At 51.3% G+C, this 21,006-nt stretch carries 16 protein-coding genes; 8 read left to right on the top strand and 8 right to left on the bottom strand.

Annotated features, from left to right (window positions below; genetic code table 11):
- Window positions 1-44: 44 nt before the first annotated feature.
- The 5 genes from Pla110_RS07620 to Pla110_RS07600 form a co-directional block, all read right to left on the bottom strand.
- A complete protein-coding gene (locus Pla110_RS07620; RefSeq protein WP_144994808.1) occupies window positions 45-1,199 on the bottom strand; it encodes a permease prefix domain 1-containing protein in 1,155 nt (384 codons plus the stop codon).
- Window positions 1,200-1,225: 26 nt separating this feature from the next.
- Window positions 1,226-1,609, bottom strand: a complete 384-nt coding sequence (locus Pla110_RS07615; protein WP_144994806.1) for a PadR family transcriptional regulator — start codon at window positions 1,607-1,609, stop codon at window positions 1,226-1,228.
- An 839-nt stretch (window positions 1,610-2,448) separates the two neighbouring features.
- On the bottom strand, window positions 2,449-3,441 hold the full coding sequence (locus Pla110_RS07610; RefSeq protein WP_144994804.1) for an acetyl-CoA carboxylase carboxyltransferase subunit alpha: 993 nt from the start codon (window positions 3,439-3,441) through the stop codon (window positions 2,449-2,451).
- A 279-nt stretch (window positions 3,442-3,720) separates the two neighbouring features.
- Complete coding sequence (locus tag Pla110_RS07605; protein ID WP_197440571.1) at window positions 3,721-5,367, bottom strand: serine/threonine protein kinase; 1,647 nt, start codon at window positions 5,365-5,367, stop codon at window positions 3,721-3,723.
- A 246-nt stretch (window positions 5,368-5,613) separates the two neighbouring features.
- A complete protein-coding gene (locus Pla110_RS07600; protein ID WP_144994800.1) occupies window positions 5,614-6,774 on the bottom strand; it encodes an efflux RND transporter periplasmic adaptor subunit in 1,161 nt (386 codons plus the stop codon).
- 533 nt (window positions 6,775-7,307) lie between these two features.
- Between Pla110_RS07600 and Pla110_RS07595 the strand changes: the two genes are divergently transcribed.
- The 4 genes from Pla110_RS07595 (at window position 7,308) to Pla110_RS23120 (ending at window position 13,297) form a co-directional block, all read left to right on the top strand.
- A complete protein-coding gene (locus tag Pla110_RS07595) occupies window positions 7,308-8,591 on the top strand; it encodes a PP2C family protein-serine/threonine phosphatase (RefSeq protein ID WP_144994798.1) in 1,284 nt (427 codons plus the stop codon).
- Window positions 8,592-8,934: 343 nt separating this feature from the next.
- Window positions 8,935-10,494, top strand: a complete 1,560-nt coding sequence (locus tag Pla110_RS07590) for a sensor histidine kinase (RefSeq protein ID WP_197440570.1) — start codon at window positions 8,935-8,937, stop codon at window positions 10,492-10,494.
- Window positions 10,495-10,694: 200 nt separating this feature from the next.
- On the top strand, window positions 10,695-12,104 hold the full coding sequence (locus Pla110_RS07585) for a sigma-54-dependent transcriptional regulator (RefSeq protein WP_144994794.1): 1,410 nt from the start codon (window positions 10,695-10,697) through the stop codon (window positions 12,102-12,104).
- Between the two features lie 653 nt (window positions 12,105-12,757).
- Entirely contained in the window at window positions 12,758-13,297 is a 540-nt protein-coding gene (locus tag Pla110_RS23120) for a GNAT family N-acetyltransferase (RefSeq protein ID WP_144994792.1), read from the top strand.
- A 20-nt stretch (window positions 13,298-13,317) separates the two neighbouring features.
- Here Pla110_RS23120 and Pla110_RS07575 read toward each other — a convergent pair whose 3' ends face one another.
- From Pla110_RS07575 to Pla110_RS07565, 3 genes are all read right to left on the bottom strand, one after another.
- A complete protein-coding gene (locus tag Pla110_RS07575; RefSeq protein ID WP_144994790.1) occupies window positions 13,318-14,478 on the bottom strand; it encodes an MlaD family protein in 1,161 nt (386 codons plus the stop codon).
- 84 nt (window positions 14,479-14,562) lie between these two features.
- Entirely contained in the window at window positions 14,563-15,375 is an 813-nt protein-coding gene (locus tag Pla110_RS07570; protein WP_144994788.1) for an ABC transporter ATP-binding protein, read from the bottom strand.
- Between the two features lie 54 nt (window positions 15,376-15,429).
- Window positions 15,430-16,269: an MlaE family ABC transporter permease gene (locus Pla110_RS07565; protein WP_144994786.1), complete on the bottom strand. Its 840-nt coding sequence runs from the start codon at window positions 16,267-16,269 to the stop codon at window positions 15,430-15,432.
- 400 nt (window positions 16,270-16,669) lie between these two features.
- Here Pla110_RS07565 and Pla110_RS07560 point away from each other — a divergent pair, with 400 nt between their 5' ends.
- The 4 genes from Pla110_RS07560 to Pla110_RS07545 all read left to right on the top strand — a co-directional run bounded on the left by Pla110_RS07560 (window position 16,670) and on the right by Pla110_RS07545 (window position 21,003).
- Window positions 16,670-17,821: a leucine-rich repeat domain-containing protein gene (locus Pla110_RS07560; protein WP_144994784.1), complete on the top strand. Its 1,152-nt coding sequence runs from the start codon at window positions 16,670-16,672 to the stop codon at window positions 17,819-17,821.
- Between the two features lie 289 nt (window positions 17,822-18,110).
- On the top strand, window positions 18,111-18,347 hold the full coding sequence (locus Pla110_RS07555; RefSeq protein ID WP_231742947.1) for a FeoA family protein: 237 nt from the start codon (window positions 18,111-18,113) through the stop codon (window positions 18,345-18,347).
- Between the two features lie 171 nt (window positions 18,348-18,518).
- Window positions 18,519-20,750, top strand: coding sequence for a ferrous iron transport protein B (gene feoB, locus Pla110_RS07550; protein ID WP_144994782.1), 2,232 nt, complete (start codon window positions 18,519-18,521; stop codon window positions 20,748-20,750).
- A 40-nt stretch (window positions 20,751-20,790) separates the two neighbouring features.
- Window positions 20,791-21,003, top strand: coding sequence for a FeoB-associated Cys-rich membrane protein (locus Pla110_RS07545; protein ID WP_144994780.1), 213 nt, complete (start codon window positions 20,791-20,793; stop codon window positions 21,001-21,003).
- Window positions 21,004-21,006: the final 3 nt, after the last annotated feature.

The raw sequence follows: 21,006 nt of genomic DNA, 5'->3' as shown, positions 1-21,006 counted from the left end.
TTACAGGGAAGTTTTGGTTTAGTAAGCAAGGAGAGGGGGATTCTTCAAAAAAGGGAACCTAGCTCAGGAGTTTTTTCGATTGAAGACTGACCTTTTTGCTCCAGTTTGAATAGCCGCTCCGGTCCGAAGTCGATTTGGGAGGCCGCTGAATTATTATGCGCTACATCGAGATAGGGTTTCCGCAATTGATTTAACAATTGTTCAATGGCAGCATGGGCATCTGCCGTTTGTTTGATGACGAGTACACCATTCATCGATTGAATAGTCCCCAAACCTTCGCCAGCCGTCTTCCATTCACCTTCGAATTGCATCACCAGGTTCATTAGATGATGCATCTTCTCAGCAAGTTTCTCGGGATTGTTCTGAGGATCAGGAACGGTCACTAACAGGTAATCACGACAGTCATACATCCGCACCTGCAAAAAATCAGAGTTATCCTGCGTCTCATCTTGAGTTAAAATGTATAAGACTCCGTCTTTCGGAGCATAGGTCAGTTCAAGTGGAGCCAACAGGAGGTACAAAATCTGACGCAACTTCAAATTGGTGTAGTTCTTTTCGATTTCAATACTAATGAGATCTCCCAAACTAGCTGTAACTGAGTTGTGCACTACAATGAGAAATCCCCCTTGATCCGAGATTTGATCGAATGCATCCTGCAGTGAGAGTCCCTGTAAGTCCAATTCGTACTGACTTTCTAACTGCTCATCCCACGGTTCAAGCTCTTCACTCTTATAAACCCGCACCTTCTCTGCCAATTCCCATACTTCTGCTGGCCTCTTCTGCACTGAAGAATCCATAGGTTTCGTTTTTCCCGATTCAGGCAAAGTTCCGCCGCCCTCATCTTCCGCAACCAAATTGGCCATAGGCCTCGGCCGGTCGGGTTCGTTCCAGAACGCGGTAAACAAAACAAGCCCACAGGCGAGTACCGCCGCTGTTCCTAATGTGCATCGCATGATCATTTTCCTTCGACGTGATTTTGAGATGGTTGAGAAGTGTTGTGCCAGTTCCCCGGCGTCTCCCATTTCATCGAGAGCAATTCGAATGGCCTCCTCGCGGGAGTGACCCTCTTTAGCGAGGTCCTCCAGTCGCATTTCAAGGTGACCACGAAGCTCTTCGGCGATCTCCTCCCGCTGTTGAGAATTCAACTTCAGAAAACGGGAAAGCAGGGAGAGGTACAATTCAAATTCGTGTTCGGGCATGGGTCATCCTTCCTGAATGAAACAATTCAAGTCGCGGGAAGTGGTTGAGCCAGACTTGGTGGCAACAGCGACTGGATACAGTTCACGTAGGCGTGCCAGGTTTGTGCCTGCTGCTGTAACCGTTTGTGGCCTGCCTTGGTCAGCTCATACCATTTACGTTTGCGGCCCGTCGATTCATCCCATTTACTGCGGATCAGCTTCTCGGCTTCGAGTCGGTGCAGAATGGGATAGAGTGTGCCCGCCTTGAGATCGACTTTCTCAGCAGAGGCGTCGCGAAGCTCCTGCAGGATTGAATACCCGTACTGCCGGTCGCGATCAAGCACGGCGAGAATCATCAGATCGAGACTCCCACGCATGAGCTGAGAATCAAATTTGTCGATCGACGCTTTCTCACTCGTTTTATCTGTCATTGTCACCCTCCTGAAGGACAAGCAAAGCAGGGGAGCGCCTCCGGAATAAAAGAGCCATCGGGACAACCCTGTAATTCCCTTGCAGCCAACACCCTCCTCCAATATATATCGGAACTCTATATATAGATACGCTACACACAATGCAAATTAAACAGCACTTTGTCATTTTTGCACGATTTAACAAAAACCGCAAAAATATTTCCGGACAGGAAATCAAGCAGGGAGAACGACACCAGGGATTTCCTGCTCCCAACTGAAGCTCGAAACAGGGAAGCCTCACCGAGCGAATAACCCAGCGACATCAAGACATCACTACGATCTACCAGCCTGATCACCATGGTTGCCGAACGCTCTCACATTCACAAATCAACGATTCCGCTTCGACGCTAATCCCAAGACTCAAATCCTCAGGCAAGAAATCAATCTGTGGAGCCCACAATCAAAGACGAGCCTGACACCATACCCGGTTCCGTACGCAAACGGGCGACCAAATGTAGCTGCCTCAATCGCTGACCTTGCGAACCCAGAACCGTACCCACCAAACTCTCGAATCGTAACCTCAAGTCAGCAGCCAGCCAAAACTTCACACTGTCCCACCCAGAAGAGCAGGCCCGAGCACCAGAAACCCCCTTGCCACGTATTGACATTTTTTGACACAAAACACAACATAACAGACATTATCGGACGTTGAATATAGTCTTGATATCAGGGTTTCTCCACGGGTAGCACTCTGCCTCTGCTCAAGGCACTGCAACAAAAAACGCGAATGAAACCATTAGGCTGGCGTCATTCGCGTTCGCTTGAGTCTGTCTTACCGTGCTGCTTTCAGTCTGGCATGGCTACGATTGGCTTGCGTCTTCGGCCTGCGTCGCAATCTCTTCTTCGAAACGTCCGAACTGACGAAACTTCTGGTATCGCCCGTCGAGCAATTCATCAATCGGTCGGCTGCCCAACTCTTTGAGGTTCTGGATCAAAGAGGACTTCAGCGTGCGAGCCATTTCCCGATGGTCGCGATGCGCTCCGCCCAGTGGCTCGGGAATGATTTCATCTACGATGCCGAACTCCAGCAGATCTTTACTGGTGAATCGCAACGCCCGAGCTGCTTTGTCGGCGTGCTTAGCATGTTTCCAGAGAATGCCTGCACAGCCCTCGGGACTGATTACCGAATAGTAGGCGTACTGTAGAATGCAGACATGATCGCCGATTCCAATCCCGATCGCCCCTCCGGACCCCCCTTCTCCGATAACCACACAAATCACGGGAGTCTTCAGTACGGACATTTCGCGCAGATTCATCGCGATATACCGTGAGATCCCCCGCTCCTCGGCCCCTACTCCGGGATAAGCTCCTGAAGTGTCAATCAGACTGATGATCGGCAAACCATACTTGGCGGCCAGCTTCATTTTCTCAAGTGCTTTTCGATAACCCTCGGGATGGGCCATACCGTAATTGTGCTCGTTGCGTTCTTTCAGATTTCTTCCTTTATGATGCCCGACAAGCATTACTTTGTGATCATCCAGTTTGGCAAAACCAGTCAGAATGGATCGGTCATCTCCAAATGCCTGGTCCCCGTGCAACTCAACAAACTCATCAAAGACAAGTTCAATGTAGTCCAATGTCTGGGGGCGCTCCTGATGACGAGCGACCTTTACGATGTCCCACGGATCGAGGTTTTCGTAAATTTCGCGTTTCAACCGGGCGATTTCCACACGCATATTGCGTATGGCATCCAGTGTCTCGGAGGAGGGTTCGGGCTTAGCTTCCAAATTCTCGAGTTGTTGTTCCATCTCGAAAATAGGTCGCTCAAACGGTAGAGGTTGCAATTTGGACATCAGCCGGTTGTCTTTATCTTAAGCTATAAAAGGGTACTACCCGTGAAGTTTTCCTGAGGCGTAAACAATACTTTCTTTCCCGAGAGACCTCAAGAGGAGCAATTCCTTCTGTTGGATTCTTCCGCAAGGTCTGCCTGGTCAGTAGCCTCTCCGGAACCGGGAGAATCATCAACGAATCCCTGATTATGATGATAAGAGTGACAGGACCACACCTCAAAGGCACGCTAAGTCACCCAGCTCCTCACCAGATCCACCCGTTGATCCAATTTTTTCAGCGACTCAACTCACTGGTGGTAATTCGTCCATTTCGGGCAGATCGTCACCCGGTTCCTCGGGCACAGGTGGCGGAACCGGTCGAGTTAGCACCGTTTTCTGTGCCGGATTAGGTGGCTGAGACGGTTTAGGTTGCTGCCCGGGAATCTGACTTCCCCCAGCGGGGGGGCTAGGCGGAGCGTTTTGCCCAAGATTCGGCCGTTGCTGTGGTGGTGCGGGCTGATTCTGTGTGGGCTGACCAGTAGCGGGCTGACCGGGTTGTTGAGCCCCCCCCTGACCTGGATGAACTGATGGTTGACCGGGTACCTGACCTGCCGGTTCACCGGTGGGTGCATTGGGATAACCTGGGTAAGGTTGTCCCGGAACTGGTTGTCCCGGAACCTGTTGTCCTGGATAACCTTGGCCGGGATAGGGTTGGCCGGGATAGCCCTGTGGAGGATAGCCTTGCCCCGGGTATCCTTGATTGGGATAACCTTGGTTAGGATAGGGTTGATTGGGATACCCTTGCCCTGGGTAAGGCTGACCAGGAGCGGGTTGCCCGGGCGGCATCGTAAATTGCCCACTCTGCCCAGGAGGCAAAGGTGCAGGGGGTGATTGTGACGGACGAGCCGCAGCTGGAGCTGGCGATGCCGGTTTGGGAGCCGCTGGCTTTTCCTGGGCGGCTGGTTTGGGCGCTGGACCTTTCGCAGTAATTGTCGCCAAGCCCTTCTGAACCCGTAATGCGTCTGCTCGACTATCGAGCTTCGCTTCGTCTGAAGCGAGCTCCTCGGCCTCTTTTTCCTTGCGGATACGGTTCCGTTCGGCCTGTAATTCCAATGGCTCTCGCTTGAATAAATTAATTTTGCGAAGTTCGCTGTAAAACTCGTGCGCCGTCACAAAGCGGTCTTCGGGCCGTTTATTCAGCATTTTTAAAACCAGAGCGTCTGCCTCCGGCGTGACATTTTCATTCGTCTTGGAAGGTGGCAAGGGAATCCTGACCAAATGATTTTCCAACAGCAGGTCAGGAGACGTTCCGCTGAAAGGTACCCCACCCGTCAGGATCTCATACATCGAAATCCCCAAGCTGTAGATGTCTGTCGCAGGCACGGGAGCTTTTTTCCGGATCGTTTCTGGAGCCAGATAAGTGCGGGTGCCACGGATTGGTTTTCGACTATTTGAGCCTAAAAATCCGCCGCCAGGACGTTTTGCGAGTGAAAAGTCAATCAGCTTCACTTCGCAGCTTTTGTTCGCAAGAATATTGTCAGGTTTTACATCCAGATGGATCCACCCTTTGTCATGCATCGAAGACAGACCCTGACATACTCCTTCTAAAACCTTTTTCAATCGCGACTGCAATCCCACGAGATCATTCCGGATCTGCGCCTTCAAATTCAACGCCCGGAAATACTCCATCAGGATATAACCGTGCGGTTTCTTCATTGAGAAATGCTGAAATTGAATGATATTCGGATGCCCGATCGCCTGCCCGACTTTCGCTTCGTGCTTGATAATTCCTCGCTGCAGCGAAGAGTCGTACGCTTCCGGGAGCATCAATTTCATCGCGAAACGTCGGCTCGTCCCCTGCTCCACGACTTCCCAGATTTGAGTATTCGTTCCGGTGGCGATGCAATTGAGCAACTCATATTCATCAACTAAATGGGCTTCTTCAGACACACCGAAAACCTTTCGCGATTGAAACTCAATCGAAAGACAGACTAATTAGAGCGATTCGGGGCAGAACCGAGAGATACAGGAACACTGCTCCCGGCGCACTCCATTCGTTGAAACAGCAATAAAGTTTGAGTTTTCTTGCAGCCACACAGACGAGTGAAGCGTTCTAACTACCTACACCATAAGCAAAAATGGAGAAGTCAGCCAGGCTTTTCTATCTTAACGAATGATAGCACGAGAGTGGCAACACTAAAATTCCTGCTGCCGGGAATTGCTCCGTTTTGGCGCCGACGAACGTTTTCCGCTTCGCGCGTCTTCGGAATCAAAGACCGATTGAACAAGCGTTCCCTCTTTGAGTTCAACGGAACTGCCTTTAATCACTTCGTCACCTTCGATAAACAGACCACTGACAAACACCCGCTCTGATCCGACTTGCCCCAGCGTTTCGACGCTGATATTCCGAATGGTCTGGTCCCGGATGATCTGAACCTTCCGCCCACCCTGGTCCCCGTTACTCACAGACTCCAATTCGACTTCTGCCACTGCATGACGTGGAATTACAGGGGAAAAAACAGTCTGTCCCGCCTGATATTTCCCGTCTTTGTTCTCAATCACACAGGTCATCATAGCGACAGACGAGGCAAGATCGCGTAATGCATCCCACTCAGCGGGAAGCCCCGAAATGTTAGCCACTTTGGCATTCACCTGCTCGGATTCTACTTGAATCGAAATTGAATCCCCCTGTTTGATCTCCTGACGCTCCAACGGCAACTGAACAGTCAACTGAGATTCATCGATCACTCTACCAATCGCAGTACCAGTTATGACGTAGGCCCCTTGCTCTTGGTAAAGTCGATCCAGTTTGGAATCGAAAGGTATGAAAATCTCCGTCAACGAGAGTTCATATTTTGCCAGCTCCAACTCCGCCTGAGCCAATTCCCGCTGCGCATTCAGCACGTTATCAGTCAAATCCTCGGAGGGCTTCTGCTCTTTCAAAACATTAAGCCGCGCTGCCGCAATTGCTAATTGCAACTGCTGTCGCGTGTCATCCACCGTCGCCAAAGTCGCCTGCGCCCTCAATTGTGCTCCTGGAGCCGCGTTGACTTGTTTAATCGTACCGGAAGTCGCAGCTAGTAGTTCCGCTGTTTTTTTCGGAGAGAGATGAAACCGAAACTGATACTCATCCGGTTTCTTAATTGTGAGTGGTTCCCGCTCGATCGTTACCTGATCGGCATCGTCTTTCTTCTCAGACTGAGACCAGCCAGCAGTCGTATACAGCGAGGTACAACAGATACAACAAACTGGTATCAACCAGGCTCGAAGTAGACTGCCCCTTGATGGAACCAATGGTGAAGTAACTGCCTGCTGTTGAAACGCAGGAGACGAAAGCAGAGCCGTAAACTTATGCATATTCCAAAGTCCCAAGGCTGAAAAACGATGATATGACCCGCACAGAAAACGCGTTTAAATTCTCGCAATAAAAACGAAGACCGAAGCGAATTCCTTAGCCTTGAGCTTAGAACTCTACTGAAGAAGTGTCAACCTGCCTTTAGCACAGACCCCTCCACAGTAAAGCCCTCTTATTAAATCGAAGGAGAAAGATCGTCTTCCATTTTTCGTCATCTTCCACCGAATCGGCGTTCTGACTGATGACCATAAAACAATCTAAACCGCATAACGGTTACTTTACTTGAACGGTTCCAAAGAGTTACGATAATCTAAGCTATAAAGAACTTCAGACTAATAATGAAGAGAGTCGATACACAGGAACATCAGAACTTCGCAGTCCGGTGACGCCTTCGTCTCGCTGAATTGCGGTGGCTCTCGGAAACGATTACGACCAGCAGGTTGACCTGTCTTCGAAATCTGAATCCACCCCCTTGAATCCAAATCAACACATTATCTAAACAGAAAATAGATAACAGCACGGTCAGGAATCGCGAATGCTTTGGGAGCAGCGTATTCAGTATGGTAGTTTGACCGACCTCGGGTTTCGACGCCAGAACAACGAAGACTCACTAACTGTTCGGCTTCTCAAGGACAAAGAGTTGTGGCAATCGCACGGCCACATTTTTATTGTCTGCGACGGGATGGGTGGCCACGCTGTCGGTGAACTGGCAAGTAAAATTGCTGTCGATACCGTCCCACACAACTTCTACAAGTCCCATCCAAAAGGTGTACCACTAGAAAATCTGCAGCAAGCCATCGTCGCTGCTAACTCCGCCATCTACGAACGCTCTGCTGCCAACCACGAATTTCAGCGCATGGGAACCACTTGTTCCACGCTTGTGCTTGGACCACACGGCGCGATCGCTGGACATGTTGGAGACAGTCGCGTTTACCGTGTTCGCGGCGAACGCATCGACCAACTCACCTGCGATCACAGCCTGGAATGGGAACTGAAGCAACAGGCCAAAGGGGATATTGATCCCAGCTTGTATAGTCGCTCACGACATGTCATCACTCGCTCCCTCGGCCCGGAACCGGCAGTCGAAGTTGATATCGAAGGCCCCTACCCTGTCCTGCCCGGTGATTCCTACATTGTCTGCTCCGATGGACTCACAGGCCATCTTTCCGATGATGAAATAGGCATGATCTGCAGCTCGCTCGATGCTGGCGAAGCCTGCAAATTGATGGTGAATCTCGCCAATCTGAGGGGCGGAGTCGACAACATCACCGTGATCGTCGCCGAGGTAAGTACTGAACTTCCCGACGTGAACGCAGATAACGGCGACAATCCATCATTCGAGCGGATAGTCACTGCAGGTCGGTTTGCCGGACTCACCACGATCATCACTTTCATGGCTGGGGTATTACTGCTTCTCATGCAGAAGTGGGTTCCGGCCAGCATTCTCATGACCGTCGCCAGTGTAAGTTGTGCCCTCACTTACCTGCTCTGGAGCCGTTGGCGACATCGCCACGATGTTCCTCTACCAGTCGACGATAATACCCCAAGTGAATCTTCGACCGTAGTTTGGCGTCCTTATCGCAGCGCTTCCGCTTCCTTGAGCACGAACTTTCTCAAACAGCTCGACGCTGTGTCCGAAGAGCTGATCCGAACGGCTCAGGAAGAAAAGTGGCAAATCAACTGGAACAAGGTTGATGGCACGTTGATCGACGCCCGCTCTGCTCTCCGCGAAAAATCCGAAAAAGAGGCGATCAGCAAATATGGAGACCTGATTCAGCGATTCATGGTCTCGTTGAAAAAACATCGCAGTAGTGAATAAGCAGTAGCGAGCAAAACTCGGCGAAGCATAAGTTGTCGTGAATAACTCGTTTCAACACAAATTCGCCTGCGTTTTCCACTCAGAAACAGCGTTCGTATCCGCTCCTGATTCTCGTCATGACGTCTTTCGGGAATTCGTCACCAAAAAAGTGTTGCGGGGCAGACGCTGCCTATGTAAACTTTACAAACTTCATCGCCTGAGTGCACATGGAATGTGCCGATCAACTTCGATCCAGGCTGCTTCGACTTGGCGGTCGATTGGGGTTTTATACTCGTTTACATTTGGGTATCCCCAGCAAATCGCCTCTCGAAATGCCACGTTTTGCAGGGACAAGGAGGTCACCGTGTTCTTCAGCCGTTCTATTCGGCGCAAACTTTCCGGTGGACTATTCATCGTCGCGTTGATGATCGTAGTCCTCACCCTCAGCGGGTTAAACGGTCTCTATTCCTACCGCCAATCGGTTTCGGAATTCAAGTTTGCGATCAATGAAGCGCCTCGACGGTCGGAACTGCTCTCCACCATCGCCCACCTCGCCGAACCCCTGAACGTCGAAGTCACCGAAGACCAGACATCCTGGTTCGGTCAGAAAAAAGCATTCAGCATTCAGCTTGAGATTGCGAAACAAAAACTCACCAAGCTGCAAAAAAAACTCGACATCCTCCCCAACACCACCAGCTACAGCCTGGTTCGTGTCCGTATGAATCGCACACTGGCCACAATGCGCGATGAAATCAGGGAAATGGAAGCAGTCCATGCAGGGCTCGATTCACCTGCACAACGTGACGAAACCATCGCCTTTCTGCGAAAACAAACCTTCGACCTGCTGAATGTCGCTGGTGAATTCCCGGAACACCAAGAGAACCTCGAGAACACCCTGAAAGAAGCGACCGAAGTCTACAATGCCGGCTTCTGGTGGGTGGGTTGCACCGCCCTGGTCGTCTTGGGCATGTTCCTCTATCTCACGATTCGCCTGAACCTGGGCGTCGTCATCCCCTTACGGAAACTACGTCAGGGAGCCTCCCGCATTGCCAATGGGGACACCGGGCACCGGGTGGAAGTCGAAACCCAAGACGAAATGGGAGAGCTGGCCAAGTCCTTCAACCAGATGGCGGACAAATTTCAAGACATGGTCAAAGATCGGGAGCAGGAAATCGACGCCCGCTGTAAACAGCTTGTCCGGTCCGAACGACTTGCCAATATTGGCCTCCTCGCCGCAGGTGTCGCTCATGAAATCAACAATCCCCTGTCCGCCGTCAGCATGGCTTCGGAATCGATCACCGATCGACTTGCCTACTTCAATCCGACTCCAGAACAAAAAGAAGATATTGAAGCCGCTCAGCATTACCTCACCATGATCTGCCGGGAATCAAAACGGTGCCAGGACATCACTCATAAGCTGTTGGAGTTCGCTCGCGGGCAGGATGAAGAGCGAAAACGGACGGATATCGTCGCTCTCATTAATGAAGTCCTCGAGATGGTCTTCCACATGAGCCAGTACAGGGACCGGGAATTGAAATTCGACCGGGCAACCCCCTGCTTCGCCGTCGTCAATGGACCGGAAATCAAACAAGTCATTATCAATATTGTCTCCAACGCCCTGCAGGCGATGGACCCCGATGGAAAACTGTGGATTGAACTCGACGAAAAATCGGAAGAGTTGCTTCTCACCTTCCGAGACGATGGTCATGGTATGGCGCAGGAAACAATCGATCATCTGTTCGAACCGTTTTACACAAACCGTAAAGATGGCAAAGGTACGGGCCTCGGCATGTCCATCAGCAACCGAATTATTTCCGATCACGGTGGATCGCTGAATGCCGAAAGTCCGGGCGTCGGACAGGGTTCAGTCTTCCATATCCGGTTGCCTAAAAGACTGACTCAGCAATTGAAACGGGCCGCCTGAGCTCCCTTCTCTCTCCAATTCCTGTCAATCCCATTTCACCTAACTGCTTATCTAAAAAAGATTTCAATCGATTGCATATTTTTCACTTCAGAGGGAAAGAACAGATTGTCACGTTTTGCGATTTCTGTTATTAACCCGTCCCCTGAAACTTCGAAGGGATTCGAAGGTTATCGAAATTTACAACGATTAAGGAGATATCGTTGGCTTCCAACCCAAAACATAAACTCCGCATTCTATTTGTCGATGATGAAGCGGCGATCCGTGATGTCATGCGTTTGGAACTTCCACGCATGGGTCATGACGTAACCATCTGCGAAGATGGCGCCGACGCAATCGAAGCGATCAAAAAGAATGAATACGATGCGGCGATTATCGACCTGCGTATGCCCAAAGTCGATGGCTGGGGTGTGGTCGAATACCTGAACGAAAACAGCCCGAACACCGAGTTCATCATCAGCACTGCGCACGGTGATTTGAACGAGGCGATTCAAGCCGTTCGTCAGGGTGCCTACGACTTCCTTCCCAAACCCTGCCGGTTGTTTGAAATCAACAACGTACTGCAGAACCTGGGAGAGAAACTGGCCCTCAAAAACAAGACTCTTGCGCTCGAATCACGCCTGAAAGTCGTGGAAGGGGAAACCAAGCTGATTGGAGACTCTCAGCCGATGGAGCAGGTCAAAAAGTTGATCAGCCGCGTCGCCCCCACCGACTCCACTGTCCTCATTCTGGGCGAAACAGGGACTGGTAAAGAACTGGTCGCTCGCTCGATTCATGAACAGTCCAACCGAGCCAGCAACCCGTTCGTTGCCGTCAACTGTGGCGCTATTCCGGACAGCCTGGTCGAATCCGAACTCTTCGGACATCGTAAAGGAGCCTTCACCGGTGCCGATACCGACCGCAAAGGTCTGTTCGAAGTCGCCAACGGTGGTACTCTGTTCCTGGACGAACTGGGGGAACTCAATAAATCAACGCAGGTCAAACTACTTCGCTTTCTGGAAGCGGGTGAAATTCGCCGCGTCGGTGACAACGATCCGAAAATCGTCGACGTGCGTGTCGTCTGTGCGACTCACCAGGACTTGCAGGAGATGGTGATCGAAGAAACGTTCCGGGAAGACTTGCTCTTCCGCGTGAACACATTCGAAGTACAACTTCCTCCCCTGCGGGAACGTCTCGAAGACATCCCCGAACTGGCAATGCACCTGATTGCCCGGCACATGAAACGGAGCGAAATCTCTCCGGACATCATTACTCCGGAAGCAATCGAACTGTTGCTCTCCCATAAATGGGCCGGCAACATTCGTGAACTGGGCAATGTCCTGGAGCACGCGGTTATCCTCTCCGGTGGCAACCCAATCACCCCCGAAGACTTCCCCGCCAGTATCCGCGAGACCGCCGGTAAAACAACGCTGTCTCTCAACCGCCCGCAAACGTTTTCGATCAGGTCCGCCGTGGACGAAAAGAAAACGCTCCGCGAAGTCGAGATGGAATTCATCCTTCAGGTCCTCGACAAACACGAAGGCGACAAACCCAAAACCGCCAGCGAACTGGGCATCGCCCTCAAGACTCTGTACAACAAACTCAATCAACACCAGGCAAGACAAGCCGGGTAACGAACAGGTTTAAAGAGTGGAATCTTGAAAAGCCACGTTTCTCCGCAAGGGAAACGTGGCTTTTTTTGTATGGCAGCTACTAATGAGAACGATCAACAATTCGGCCATGTAAACTCACTATCATCGAGGAATCATGACATGAAAGCATTTTGGGAGTATTGTTGCGATTTCGGTCATCGTTGGCATTTGACTAGAGACAGTGATTCGGAGGAGAGTGATTGCAACATTTATTGTCATAAGGGACACGAGGCAGTTACCTTGAGGCGTGAGGTTTTCTCAAGCTATGTGGAAGTTGCAATCCATCCTGCCTCACGAATGGTTAACGAAGTTACTAGACATGTCGACCATGAATACGAATTCTTCATCGTTGTCAGGGATATTCACGGCACTGAGGAGAGGTTCAGCCAACGGATCTACAGTTGGTCTCAAACAAATTCTTTACTTGAAAAGTTTCGCAATGTGAGTCCAAATACTGCATGGAGAATATTAGACAACTTGGACAGTAACAATTACAAATGAGCACATGAGAATGGACTGATACCAACCACAAGTCAGACCTTCTGCTCTCAGTATTCTCCACACTTCTTCAAATAGATTCAATTGCATCTATCCGTAATAAAAGACTTCTTAAAGAGATGGCATAGTATCTTCCAGTGCCGGCTCATAGCAGGAATTCGACGATCGTAAATCTCATTTCCCCCAATATTCGTAGAGAAACAGCCTTCCGAAAAGCTCTCGCGGAGCTCACCACGGAAAGGGATCGAACTTCGCTGATTTATCTTGGTGCCCAATCCGAAGAATTCGACGAGATATCATTCAAAGAGTATGTCGAACGGCTCATCCAATACAAAACCAATCCACCTCCGAGGCGTTCGCCTGGAATCGTTTATTGGGCCATCGAAGCTGAAAGCATCATTGGGAGAATCGCAGTTCGTTTCGATGCTGATGAGACGGGCGGGCACGTTGGTTATTACGTTATCCCTTCGTGCCGCAATCAGGGATTCGCGACAAAGATACTCAAGCTTTTACTGGAAACAACAGTCGCCCGCGAAATTGGTCGCATTCTGATTACCTGCGACGAAGATAACCTCCCCTCAGAGAGAGTTATCCTCAAAAACGGGGGCCGCTTTGAAAACTTAATTGATGTAGCGTCCGACCGTCCACGAAAGAAAAGATTCTGGATAGATATTTGAATATCTTTTCATCCAGAGAGCTACTTCCGCGATCGTCCGTAATCCATTGCTCCGCTTGTCTGGCGAATCGGACTGCTCCCCTGCCCTGTCTCGGGGGCTTCTTTGACGCCGGCGCTGCCTTTGAAGACACCGCTTACACCCAGCAGTTCGGGATGAGTGGCGACTTTATCGGAGAAGATACGCAGGTCGCGTAACGTTGGTCCCAGGTTCTCCAGCAGGATGTTGATCGACTGCGAGGACTTGTCCAGATGCCGGTAGAGATCGGGATTGCTAACAAGCTGGTGTAGCGTGCCGTCCGATTTATTGACCATGTGCGAGAACCGGTTAAGCTCGCCCGTTAATGAATTCAGATTCTGGATTGCACCATCCAGGTTGAGGGCGATCTGATTGCTCCGTTGCGCGAGTGGTTCCGTGAGGGTCTGCATGTTCCCCAGCGTCCCTTCCGCCTGATCCACCGCCAGACGGATGTGCTTGATCGTCTGTTCTGTTTCGGAAACCAGCTTCGGCATCGAGGCGAGTGTACGGCGGAGGTTCTCCTGGTTCTGTGGATCGGCGATGGTCACATTAAGCGATTCCATCGCCCGGTTCATCTGCTTCATCGTCAGGGCGAACTGCTCCAACGATTCCGATGACTGTTCGATTACGTGGTCGATCTTATCGTGATTGTTTTCAAGCAATGAATTTACATTCGTCCCCACGACACGCCATTCCTCACTGGTCGCCGCGAAGGCATTCAATGTTTTGGTGACATTCTTCTCCATGTTATTGACGATCTGCATCGGGTCCGCAGCCGCCCGCCCCGTAAGTAGCGAGTTATCGACGAGCAGTTCCCCACCAGTTCCCCCCGTCATCTCGATGGTCACTCCACCGAGTAAAGAACGGACCACGCGCGGTTCGACGTCATTCGACAGTGGGTATTCTTCCGCAATACGAATCGTCGTTTTCACATAACCCTCGCCGGGAACGAGTTTCAGATCATTGACCTGACCGATCTGAATACCGTGCCGTTTCACGGGGGTACCGGGATAGATCCCTCCCGCGTTCTCGAAATCAACCTGTACCGTGTAATACGCTTTCCAGTAACGATCAAGCTGACCGAATTTAAAAACCATCACTCCCATCAGTCCGAGTGCGACGATCGTAAACAGCCCGACTCGGAACTGCATTTGTTGTTCACTCATGATAATTCAATACCTAAGTCTCTATGATCAATCGGAAGCCGAACTTCCGTCTTATTTCTGATGAGCCAATAAGGAGTTGCGATCTTAAACGGACGTCAATTCCTGTATTCGTTCTTCCGCTTCTCCCCGCACAAACTGATAGACGCGCGGGTCTTCGCAATCGTATAACTCTTCCGGTGTGCCAGTGAAGATGACCTGAGGTTCATCAACCCCTAACCGCACTAGGGGATACAGCATTACCACACGGTCGGCCACTTTGCGAACCGTACTCATCTCATGAGTTACCACGACCGAAGTCACCCGGTTCTTGTCTCGTGTGCGGATAATCAACTGATTAATCACATCGGTCATGACCGGATCGAGCCCGGTTGTCGGTTCGTCATAGAACATGACCTCTGGCCCAAGTGCCAACGCCCGTGCCAGACCGACTCGTTTTTTCATCCCGCCGGAAAGTTCCGCCGGTTTCTTCTGGCAGATCGATTCGGGCAGACCGACATCGCGCAGACATTGATGCACGATCGTACGGATGTCGGGTTCTTTGATTTGAGTATTCTGACGCACGCCAAAGGCGATGTTCTCGAATACGTTCATGCTGTCAAATAGCGCCGCCCCCTGGAACAGATAACCATACTTTAACCGCTGCCGTTGCAGCTCGGATTCGCTCAGATCATTGATGTTCGTTCCGCCCCAGAAGACATCCCCCGCTGACGGTTCCATCAAAGCCATCATCAGTTTCATCGTGACACTTTTGCCGCAACCACTTTCGCCAATCAGTACGAGCGTCTCGCCCCGCTCCACTTCAATCGAGAGATCGCGCAAAACGTTCTGAGCCCCAAACGAACGAAAGATTCGGTCGAGGGCGATGATAGGAGGATCGATGGTGGAGGAAACTGACATTCGCGGTGTGCTCTTCAAATTCAGGACAACAAGCAACCAGAACAAAAAGTAAAATCAAGACAAGGTGATTTCGACCGGCCACAGGACGTAGTACAACCTGTTCATGAACATGCCGAGGAAGAAGTCGAGGATCAGGATCACCACGAACGAGTAAACGAAGGATTCTGTCGCCGCACGCCCTACTCCTTCTGCCCCCGACCCGCAGTTAAATCCACGTTGGCAGGCAATCAGAGCAATGGCACCACCGAAGAAGAAACTCTTGGTGATTCCCGACAGGACGTCATAAGCCGTAATAAATTCAAACGAATATCGCCAGTAGAAAAAGGTGTTCACGCCCAGAACCTGCGTCCCGAAAAGCCAGCCACCAAAAATCCCGAGTGAATCGGCAATCGCGGTCAGCAGCGGAATCAGCAAGACACAAGCGAGGAATCGGGGCACGACCAGGTATTGCAGCGGGTTAGCACCGAGAGCACGAAGCGCTTCGATTTGCTCGGTCACGCGCATCGTTCCCAGTTCGGCCGCCATCGCGCTGCCGACTCGACCGGCCAGCATCGTGGCGGCGAGTACAGGCCCAAGCTCTTTTACGAGTGTGGCGTTAATGACAGAGCCCAATCGACTTTCGAGGCCCATCATGTGAAGTTGGTCATATGTTTGAACGGCAAGCACCATGCCGATGAAAAATCCGGTAACCATTACGACCGAGATCGAACGGACGCCAATCTGATACATGGCAGGTAAGATGACCGATTTCGGTGGTCGCGCCACGAGCGTCCAACGGACGGTGTCGTAACCAAACAGGGAAAAGTTCCCCAAACCGGCAACCGCCTTCAGCACCAGTGCTCCCAGTGCATGAATGGGGGTGGACCGGGGGTTGGGAATTGAACCAGTAGCCATGAGTAAACAGGAATCCTTCCTGAGAAAATCTATTTCGCACGAATGCCAGGCTGCGGAGTACCCCGTGCCGGAATTCGAAATCCATTTGCGGCTGGAACCATAATTAAAAACAGAATTTAGGGCGAGACCATTTCAGGCAGGACCGGCTCTGCAGATTGAACCGGTCAGATTCAACAGATCAATGACTTTTTATCTACTTCGGGGGCCAATATCTTTCCGACGCCGGAATCGGTGTGTTAATATAGGGAGAGCTGGTCAGGATTGCGGATTACGGCGATTCCAGCCGTTAAGATCGCACCCGGCCCTGGATCTCACCCAGAAGAAATACCGTAACCTATTTTCAAACAAGATCTTACGGTCCCCCCACCCCTGTTTTAGTTGCCAAGAGGACTCCCGGATTATGCTTATTTTCCGTAATCGCCACGCCAGTTCGCTGAAGCACTGCTCTCATCTGCTCGCCCTGCTATTCATCTTTATTGTGAGTTCCGGTGCCCTGTTAGCGGAAGAAATCACCTTCACTCCCGAAGAAGAAGCCGCAATTGCCAAGGCACGCGAGCTGGGCGCCCATGTTTTAGAGCTGTCCCAGGAAGACAAACACCTGGAAGTTGCCTACCACCTGTCCGACGGTGACGTGACCAACGAACGATTAGAAGCGCTGGCTCCTCTGTCACGCCTGATTGTCCATTTAAACCTGCGAAACAAGCCTGTTACAGACGATCAACTCGCTCTTATTACTGGTCTAGTGAATGTCTCCAAGCTGCATCTCGAAAAAACCAGCATTACCGACGCCGGGCTCGATCACCTCGCTAACTTGAAAGCGCTGGAATATCTGAACGTCTACGGCACCAAGGTCACCAACGCCGGTTTACCTAAATTGAACAGTTTGGATTCACTGAAGAAGCTGTACATCTGGGAAACCGAAGTCAATTACGACGGTGTAAAAGCATTCATCGAAGCGAATCCTGAAGTAGCAATCATACCGAATCTCGTCGTGGAGCGGGAACAACTGCTGGCGAAGATCGAAGCGACCAAGCAGGAAAAAGCAGCCGCTGAAATGAAGCTGGCTGAAAACACCACACAACTGGAAGCAGCTCAAGCCGCCACCACGGCAGCCACCGCGGAAGCAGAAGCGACAGCTAAAGCAACTACGGACAAGGAAGCTCAGAACAAAACCGCCGCTGAAGCAGCCGCGACTGCTCAAGCGGCAGCACAGGCAGCAATCAAAGCCGCCGAAGAAGCACAGAAACAGGCTGATGCCGCCGCCCAGGCAGCTATCGCTGCGATTCACAAAGCACAGGAAACGGCCAAAGCAGCTGCCCTGACAGGCCTATCAGCCGAAAATCAGAAACAGGCCGCCGCTCCTAAACAGGAAGCAGCCCAGAAGATTCTGGCTGAAACGGAAGCTGCAAAAGCAGCGAGTGAAGCAGCCAAAGTGAAAGCCGAAGCCGCCGCGAAACAGCTGGAAGAGCTGAAAGTGCAAACGGAAGAAGCGAAGAAACAGCTCGAATCCACAACCAAAACGCTGGAAGAGCTCACTGCGAAAGCAGGTTAATACGAGATAGTCTTACCTGCGAGGTTCGACCATCACTCCTAAACAGCCAAATCCCCGTCCTCAGTCCAAAAGCACTGAAGACGGGGATTTTTTGTACCCTTAACCGAAATCGGGTCTGACTTTCTGGCTTAAAACCACTTGCGTGAGACTGAGTCTCAGTTCTCTTCCACCAAGCTGCCTGTTAGAATTAGGAAGGTCCTTCGATGAAACCCGGATCGCGTTTTCCAACTTGATGACGCTAACAGACTTGTCTCCATCAGACTTCGGCCCATGCCAGGATGAATTGATTATGAATCTACTGAAACTCAACCAGCTCGCCAAAGGAAAACGGGGGCGCATCTCTCGAGTCGACGGCGATGATGGTATTTCCATTCGGTTGATGGAAATGGGGCTGATTGCGGGAGAAGTAGTGGAATACGTCGGTAGCGCCCCATTCGGACAGCCTGCGACTTACCTGACTCGAGGTTTCCGCCTCGCCCTGCGACCGGAAGAATCAAGCCGTATTGAAGTCGAACTCGTGAACTGATCCACCTCAAAGTTGAAGTTACACACGATCTGAAATCATCCTGTTCAGACCGAATTTTTTACCCTCCAATAACCTGCCAGCAGTGAGACCATCTGGTACATTCCTCCGCGCGAACAGCCTCAGCCGGAGTTCCAGCATTCCATCCGCTCTCACTGGAGCCAGCCTTCTTTTATGACTACCACTCCTCCCGCCACGCGCACCAGTCAAGTCGCCCTCATTGGTAACCCGAATACCGGCAAAAGCACTCTGTTTAATATTCTTGCCGGAATGAACACCCGCACGGGCAACTACCCCGGTGTGACGGTTGAAAAGAAAATCGGACGCGTCACCTGGGAAGGTCAGCAAATCGATCTGATCGACCTGCCCGGAACCTACAGCCTCTCTCCGCGTACTCCCGACGAAATGGTCTCCGTCGATGTTTTGATGGGCCATGCCCCTTCTATTGGTGAGATAGATGCCGTCATCTGTATTGCGGATGCCACCAATCTGGAACGAAACCTCTATCTGGTCAGCCAGATTCTGGACATGGGTATTCCTGCGATCCTCGTCTTGAACATGTGGGACTCGCTGAAAAAACGAAGCGAGGAATTCAACTTGGCGGAACTCCAGTCTCGACTGGGGATTCCCGTCATTCCTGCTGTCGCTCGTAAAGGAACGGGCACGAAAGAAATCAAACAGGCTCTTGCCGAACTCCTCAAAGCGAAACCGAAACCCAAACGACTGAATGTCTTCCCTGCCCCGTTCAACGAGGCGATGGAAAAAGTTCGCCAACGGCTTACAGAGTCTGGCGTCGATATATTCGAAGATTACGAGGTCGAACGACTCATTCTGGACAAAGATGGGTCCGTCGAGAAAAGATGCTTGAAAAAAACGGGGCCGGAGTTCGCCCAGTTTCTAACTGGTATTCGTGAAAACTTGAAAGAACAAAACTGTACTGTTCCGAGGATCGAGTCCGAATGTCGTTATCAGTGGGCAAAATCGATCATGGCCGGGCTCTTCGTCGTCGATGAAGATGTCAAACCCCGCTCTGCTTCTGACCATATCGACCGGGTCCTCACCCACAACATTCTTGGCTTGGTCGTCTTTTTCGCCCTGATGTTCCTCATCATTCAGACAATCATTACCTGGGCAGAACCGGTGATGGGCTGGTGCGAATACGGACAGGAAACGGCAGCAGGCTGGGTCGAGGCCGGTATTGGACCGGGACCTCTTCGCAGCCTTCTGGTCGATGGAGTCATCGCCGGTGTGGGGGGAGTTTTGATTTTCCTGCCGCAGATCGTCTTCCTGTTTCTGTTCATCTCCATCATGGAAGACACCGGTTACATGGCGCGCGCTGCGCTAATGATGGACCGTTTTATGCGTCTGTTCGGCTTGAGTGGCAAATCATTTCTGCCGCTCATGTCCTCGTTTGCCTGCGCCATTCCAGGAATTATGGCAGCACGGGTCGTCGAGAATCAGCGTGACCGTATTGTTACCATGCTGATCGCCCCCCTGATGAGTTGTACCGCCCGATTCCCGGTCTATTGGCTGCTCACGATGACCTTCGTACCTTCGGTTGTTCTGTTTCAGATTCCAATGCCTGTACTCGCCGAAGGTGGGTACTGGGACTTTACTCTGCCTGCACTCGTTATTTTTCTGATGCACCTGGTTGGGGCAGTTGTCGCCATTCCTGTTGCCTTCCTGTTGAAAAAGACCGCATTCAAAGGCGAAGCTCCCCCCTTCGTAATGGAACTTCCCGATTACAAATGGCCTTCGATTCGCAACGTCTCCTTCCGTGTTTATGATCGTGCGAAAGCATTCGTTGTCCGAGCGGGCACGTTGATTTTCGCCGCGACGCTCGTTATCTGGGCCGCCGGATATTTCCCGGGCGACCACACTGAACAGCACGCCATTGAAACCGAACTCGAAACTCTGGATGAAGAAGCCGATGCCGATCGCATCGCCACTCTTGAGGCGAGAAACAAGCATCTAAGTGCGACCTTAATCGAAACCAGCTTCCTCGGCCAAGCAGGCCATGTCATCGAACCAGTCGTGAAACCGCTCGGTTGGGACTGGAAAATCGGAGTCGGCGTCGTCGCTTCCTTTCCGGCCCGCGAGGTCATCATCGCGACCATGGGGACCATTTACAGCCTGGGTGGTGAAGTCGATGAAGAAGATGATGGCTTACGGGATGCACTACACGAATCCAAATGGCCGGATGGAACGAAGGTCTTTAACGTTCCTGTCGCCCTGTCGATCATGGTCTTCTTTGCGTTGTGTGCCCAGTGTGTTTCGACATTGATGGTGATTCGCCGAGAAACAAACAGTTGGAAATGGGCCGCTTTCAGTTTCAGCTACATGACTATTCTTGCCTACATCGCTGCATTTGTAGTCTATCAGGTGGGAATGTTATTCGTCGCCTGACCAGAGTTCAGTCTTACAAACGTACAGAAAGGCCCTCAAAATGAATCAGTTCTGGCAAATGATCATCGCGATCCTGATCGTAATTGGAGGCGCAGGCTATCTCGGTTTGAAAGCGAAGAAACTATTCAGACAAATCCGGTCCGGAGGCGGAGGCTCCGCATGCGGAACCAGCTGCAGTGGCTGCAGCTCTGCTAAACCGAATGAGTCAGTCGTCAGCCTCGACTTTCCCGAACCGAAATCGAACCGCACTTAACGG

Origin of the sequence: Polystyrenella longa (assembly GCF_007750395.1) — a bacterium.
Lineage (GTDB): Bacteria > Planctomycetota > Planctomycetia > Planctomycetales > Planctomycetaceae > Polystyrenella > Polystyrenella longa.
Note: the sequence above shows the minus strand (reverse complement) of the source record. Positions and strands in the feature narration are given on the sequence as shown.